General features: G+C 67.0%; 7 protein-coding genes. All 7 read left to right on the top strand.

Features of this window, described 5'->3' with window-relative positions:
- On the top strand, positions 1–643 hold a 643-nt coding region (gene fliP / locus BGO62_RS11455; RefSeq protein WP_296642498.1), incomplete at its 5' end, for a flagellar type III secretion system pore protein FliP.
- Entirely contained in the window at positions 643–897 is a 255-nt protein-coding gene (locus BGO62_RS11450; protein WP_296642495.1) for a flagellar biosynthetic protein FliQ, read from the top strand. The genes fliP and BGO62_RS11450, both read left to right, overlap by 1 nt.
- Before the next feature lie 7 nt (positions 898–904).
- The gene (locus BGO62_RS11445; RefSeq protein ID WP_296642492.1) at positions 905–1,654 is read left to right on the top strand and encodes a flagellar biosynthetic protein FliR; all 750 of its coding nucleotides are present in this window, start codon (positions 905–907) and stop codon (positions 1,652–1,654) included.
- Between the two features lie 94 nt (positions 1,655–1,748).
- A complete protein-coding gene (dapA, locus tag BGO62_RS11440) occupies positions 1,749–2,639 on the top strand; it encodes a 4-hydroxy-tetrahydrodipicolinate synthase (protein WP_296642489.1) in 891 nt (296 codons plus the stop codon).
- Between the two features lie 29 nt (positions 2,640–2,668).
- A complete protein-coding gene (gene bamC, locus BGO62_RS11435; protein ID WP_296642487.1) occupies positions 2,669–3,769 on the top strand; it encodes an outer membrane protein assembly factor BamC in 1,101 nt (366 codons plus the stop codon).
- Between the two features lie 16 nt (positions 3,770–3,785).
- Positions 3,786–4,544, top strand: a complete 759-nt coding sequence (locus BGO62_RS11430; protein ID WP_296642484.1) for an MBL fold metallo-hydrolase — start codon at positions 3,786–3,788, stop codon at positions 4,542–4,544.
- Positions 4,545–4,618: 74 nt separating this feature from the next.
- A partial coding sequence (locus BGO62_RS11425; protein WP_296642481.1) for a DEAD/DEAH box helicase occupies positions 4,619–5,646 on the top strand: 1,028 nt, incomplete at its 3' end.

The following is a 5,646-nucleotide window of genomic DNA, read 5'->3' as shown; positions in this document are numbered from 1 at the left end:
GCCCGGCGCGGGCGGGCAGGTGATCGGGGTGCCGGGCGCAAGCCTGCCGTGGCTGCTGCTGTTCCCGTTCCTGCCGGCCTTGCTGCTGGCGTTCACGGCCTTCACCCGCATCGCCGTGGTGCTGTTCCTGCTGCGGCAGGGGCTGGGCAGCCACACTGCGCCGCCGAATCTGGTGCTGATGGGGCTGGCGGTGCTGCTGACGATTTTCGTGATGTCGCCCGCGTTGAAGACTATCAACAGCGAGGCCTATCAGCCTTATCTCTCCGGCGCGCTGACATTCAACGAGGCGGCCGAACAGGCCGCGGTGCCGCTGAAAAGCTTCATGCTGCGGCAGACGCGCGCCGAGGATCTCGATCTCTTCATCGGCGACGACAAGCGCATTAACCCGAAGCAGGCGGATAGCGTGCCGCTGGCCGCGCTGGCGCCGGCCTTTCTCACCAGCGAACTCAAGACCGCGTTCCAGATCGGCTTCATGGTGGTGCTGCCGTTCCTGGTGATCGACCTGGTGGTGGCCGCCGTGCTGACCGCGCTGGGCATGATCATGCTGCCGCCGCAACTGGTGTCGCTGCCCTTGAAGCTGTTGCTGTTCGTCACGGTCGACGGCTGGCATCTGCTGGTCGGCTCCCTGCTCGGTAGCTTCTGATGGAAGGCCTCGCCCGCGACGCGCTCTGGCTGGTGATGCTGCTTGCCGCGCCGCTGTTGCTGGCCGGTCTGCTGACCGCATTCGCCATCAGCCTGTTCCAGGCCGCCACGCAGATTCTCGAACCCACGCTGTCCTTCGTCCCCAAGCTCATCGTCATGCTGATCGTGCTGGCGCTGCTGGGCAGCTGGATGGGCGGCCAGCTGCTGGAGTTCGCGCGCACGCTGCTGACCGATTTCCCTGTTCTCGTCGAATGAGCGGAACATGCCCCTGAGCGAAGCGAACCTGGCGGCCTGGCTGTTCGCCTTCGCCCGCCTCGCCGGATGGGCGGTGTTCGACCCGCTGACCGGCCGCCTGCCGCTGCTGCTGCGCCTGTCCATGGCGGCCGTCCTGGCCGCCGTGCTGACGCCGGGCCTGGCGCTCGGCGCGGTCGCGCCCTTCAGCGTGGCCGGCATGCTGGCATTGGGCATGGAAGCCGTCTGGGGCGCGGCGCTGGCGCTCTGCGTGTGGCTGGTGTTTGCCGCAGCGGCCGCCGCGCTGCAATGGACCGGCCACACCGCGACCGGCGGCCTGCTGACGCTGACCGCCGAGCAGGCCGCCCCGGCGGATGCCGCCTGGCGCGCCCTCGCGGGGTGGCTGGCGGCGCTGGCGTTTCTGGGCGCCAGCGGCCATCTGCTGGTCGTCGATGCGCTGCGCGACAGTTTCGTCGCCATGCCGGCCGCCATCCTGCCCGCTGCGGCCGATCTGCGCCAGCTGGCCGAAGCCGCCGGCTGGCTGTTCGCCGTCGGCGTGCAGCTGGCCTTGCCGCTGCTGGCGCTGGCGCTGCTGATCCAGCTGGCATTCGCCATCGTGGCGCGCACCACGCCGGGGCTGGACATGTTCTCGGCCGGGCTGGGGCTGGCCGCGCTGGGGCTGGCGGCGGCCTGGGTATGGGCGGTGCCGCTGGTCGCGCACGGCGTCGGGCTGGGCGTCGAACAGCTGGCCGGCTGGCTTGACAGGCTCGTTTTGAGATGAAGCCAGGCATGGCCAGATAGATTAGAATGCTGCGATTTATCGTTAATCCGCCCGGGCAACGGCGCGGGTCTGAAATTTAAGCGGCGGAAACAGCATGGCAGAAATGAATAGGGCCAGAGGCAGCCTGGTTGCGATTGTCACCCCCATGTCGGACGACGGCGCGCTCGACCTCGATGCGCTGCGCAGGCTGGTCGACTGGCACATCGCAGCGGGAACGGACGGCATTGTCGTCGTCGGCACCACCGGTGAATCGCCGACGGTCAGCTACGACGAACACTGCCTGCTGATCCGCACCACGGTCGAGCAGGCCGCCGGACGGGTGCCGGTGATCGCCGGCACCGGCGCGAACTCGACCAGCGAGGCGATCGAACTCACCGAGTGCGCCAAACGCGCCGGCGCGGCAGCCGGCCTGTCGGTGGTGCCGTACTACAACAAGCCGACCCAGGAAGGCCTCTACCAGCATTACCGGAAGATTGCCGAAGCGGTCGATCTGCCGCTGATCCTGTACAACGTCCCGGGGCGCACGGTGGCCGATCTGGCCAACGACACCGCGCTGCGGCTGGCCGAAGTGCCGGGCATCGTCGGCCTCAAGGACGCCACCGGCAACATGGAGCGCGCGTCGGATCTGCTGCGCCGCGCGCCCGAGGATTTCGCGCTGTACAGCGGCGACGACGCCTCGGCGCTGCCCTTCATGCTGCTGGGCGGACACGGGGTGATCTCGGTCACCGCCAACGTGGCGCCGCAACTGATGCACGAGATGTGCGTGGCGGCGTTCGAGGGCAACCTGCCGCGCGCGCGCGAACTCAACAACAGGCTGCTGCCGCTGCACGGCAAACTGTTCGTCGAGGCCAACCCGATTCCGGTCAAGTGGGCCTGCGCCGAACTGGGATTGATCCGGCCCGGCCTGCGCCTGCCGCTGACCCCGCTGTCGGACGGTCTGCACGACACCCTGCGCGATGCGATGCGCCACGCCGGTTTGATGTAAAAGCCCATTGATTTAGGATCCTGACCCCTATGCGTTTATTCCCCCTGTTTTTGATGCTTGCCCTGACGGCCTCGGGCTGCGGCATCGTGGAATCCAAAAAGATCGATTACAAGTCGGCCAGCAAGCTGCCGACGCTGGAAGTGCCGCCCGACCTTACCGCGCCGACGGGGGACAACCGCTACGCGATTCCCGATACCCAGGGCAGCGGCACGGCCACCCTGTCGACCTACAGTCAGGAGCGCAAGGCCGCCCCGAGCGGCACGCCAACCCTGCTGCCCGCGCAGGACAAGACACGCATCGAGCGCGCCGGCAGCCAGCGCTGGCTGGTGGTGCAGGCGACGCCCCAGCAGGTGTGGCCGGTGATCAAGGATTTCTGGCAGGAAACCGGCTTCATCGTCAACCTGGAATCGCCGGAAACCGGCGTGATCGAAACCGACTGGGCGGAAAACCGCGCCAACATTCCGCAGGACACGATTCGCCGCACGCTGGGCAAGGTGCTCGACGGCCTCTATTCCACTCCCGAGCGCGACAAGTTCCGCACGCGCATCGAAGCCGGCAAGGAGGGCACCGAGATCTACATCAGCCACCGCGGCATGATGGAAGTCTATGCCACCGAGGGCAAGGACAAGACCGTGTGGCAGCCGCGCCCAGCCGATCCCGAACTCGAGGCCGAGATGCTGCGCCGCTTGATGCTGCGTTTCGGGGTGGAGGAGAATCGTGCCCAGACCCTGCTGACCAGGCAGCAGACGCCGGAACAGGCGCGCATCGCCAGGGAAGCCGGGGCCCCGGTGCTGGAAATGGACGAGAATTTCGACCGTGCCTGGCGCCGCGTCGGTCTGGCGCTGGATCGTGTCGGCTTTGCGGTGGAAGACCGCGACCGTTCCAAGGGCGTGTATTTCGTCCGCTACATCGATCCCGATGTCGACAACGCCAGCAAGCGCGACGACGGCATATTGGCCAAATTCGCGTTCTGGCGCAGCAAGAAGCAGCAGGCCTCGCCGCAGTTGCAGATCGTGGTGAACGAGGCGGGCGACAAGAGCCGGGTCAACGTCAGCGGCGTCGACGGCAAGCCGGTCGATGCCAATACGCAGAACCGCATCATCAATCTGCTGCATAAAGAATTGAAGTGACGCGGGAAGGCGTGTGATGCGGTTTGCCTGCCTCGGCAGCGGCAGCGAAGGCAACGGCCTGGTGGTCGAGGCCGGCTCCACCCGCGTATTGCTGGACTGCGGCTTCGGCCTTGCCGACAGCATTGCGCGGCTGGCGCGGCTCGAACTGCAGGCGTCCGACCTGGCCGGCATCGTCGTCACGCACGAGCACAGCGACCATATCGGCGGGGTGGGACGGCTGGCCCGCAAGCACAGGCTGCCGGTGTGGCTGACCGCCGGCACCCTGGCGATGGCGCAGGATCTCGACGGGGTGGCGGTGCAGGTGATCGACAGCCACGCGGCGTTTGCGCTGGACGGCCTGGAGATCCAGCCGTTTCCGGTGCCGCACGATGCGCGCGAGCCGGTGCAGTACGTGTTCGGCGACGGCGACCGCAGGCTTGGCGTGCTGACCGATGCGGGGTGCAGCACGCCGCATATCGAGGCCATGCTGACAGGCGTCGACGCGCTGGTGCTGGAGTGCAACCACGATGCGGAGATGCTCGAGAACGGCCCTTATCCGGCGAGCCTCAGGCGCCGGGTGGGCGGGCGTTTCGGACACCTGGAAAACGGCCAGTCGGCGGCCTTGCTGGACAAGCTGAAACATGAAAAATTGCGCTGTGTGATGGCCGCGCACGTATCCAAAAAGAACAACACGCCCGCCCTGGCGCAGCGCGCGCTGGCCCAGGTGCTGGACTGTGCGGACGCAGACGTGCGCGTGGCCTGCCAGACGACAGGCTTCGACTGGATCCAGGTCTAGGGTGTGCCGACACGCCCCGGCCGGCCAGGCGCTTGATCGAACCTAACCGAACCAGAAATTTCACTGGACAGACCTTGACGACTTTTGCTGAACTCGGGCTGGCGCCCGACATCCTGCGTGCCCTCGACGAAATGGGCTACGCCTCGCCGACACCGATCCAGGAGCAGGTGATCCCGCTGGCGCTCCAGGGCGGCGACATCCTCGGCGCGGCGCAGACCGGCACCGGCAAGACCGCGGCGTTCGCGCTGCCGCTGATCCAGCGCCTGCTGCCGTTCGCCAACACCGGCACCTCGCCGGCCAAGCATCCGATCCGCGCGCTGATCCTCACCCCCACGCGCGAGCTGGCGATCCAGGTCGAGGAAAGCGTCAAGGCCTATTGCAAGCACGTGCCGCTGCGCTCGCTGGTGGTGTACGGCGGGGTCAACATCAACACCCAGATCCCGATCCTGAAAACCGGCATCGAAATCCTGGTGGCCACGCCCGGCCGTCTGCTCGACCACGTGCAGAACAAGACCCTGATGCTGACCCAGGTCAACACCCTGGTGCTCGACGAGGCCGACCGCATGCTCGACATGGGCTTCATGCCCGATCTCAAGCGCATCGTCGCGCTGCTGCCGGCGCAGCGGGTGAACATGATGTTCTCGGCCACCTTCCCGGAGGAAATCCGCAAGCTCGCCGACAGCATCCTCAACAACCCCGCCTTCATCGAAGTGGCGCGCAACGCCACCGCCGTCACCATCACCCAGGTGATGCACCCGGTGCATCACGAGCGCAAGCGCCAGCTGCTGGCGCATCTGATCAAGAGCCGCGACCTCAGTCAGGTGCTGGTGTTCACCGGGACCAAGCTCGGCTGCAACCGGCTCGCCAACGAACTCAACAAGGCCGGCATCCATGCCGACGCGATCCACGGCGACAAGACCCAGCAGGAACGCATCAAGGCGCTCGATGCCTTCAAGGCGGGAACGATCCGCGTGCTGGTCGCCACCGACGTCGCTGCGCGCGGCATCGACATCGAGGCGCTGCCCTTCGTCGTCAACTACGATCTGCCGCACAACGCCGAGGACTACGTCCACCGCATCGGCCGCACCGGCCGCGCGGGCGC

This window comes from Thiobacillus sp. 65-1402 (assembly GCF_001897685.1).
Taxonomy (GTDB): domain Bacteria; phylum Pseudomonadota; class Gammaproteobacteria; order Burkholderiales; family Thiobacillaceae; genus Thiobacillus.
This window is presented reverse-complemented; position numbering and strand designations above follow the sequence as displayed.

What these genes read in the sequence shown, in the direction of transcription:
- BGO62_RS11450 (WP_296642495.1), top strand. Translation starts at nt 643, where the DNA reads ATGGAAGGCCTCGCCCGCGACGCGCTCTGGCTGGTGATGCTGCTTGCC.
- BGO62_RS11445 (WP_296642492.1), top strand. Translation starts at nt 905, where the DNA reads ATGCCCCTGAGCGAAGCGAACCTGGCGGCCTGGCTGTTCGCCTTCGCC.
- dapA (WP_296642489.1), top strand. Translation starts at nt 1,749, where the DNA reads ATGGCAGAAATGAATAGGGCCAGAGGCAGCCTGGTTGCGATTGTCACC.
- bamC (WP_296642487.1), top strand. Translation starts at nt 2,669, where the DNA reads ATGCGTTTATTCCCCCTGTTTTTGATGCTTGCCCTGACGGCCTCGGGC.
- BGO62_RS11430 (WP_296642484.1), top strand. Translation starts at nt 3,786, where the DNA reads ATGCGGTTTGCCTGCCTCGGCAGCGGCAGCGAAGGCAACGGCCTGGTG.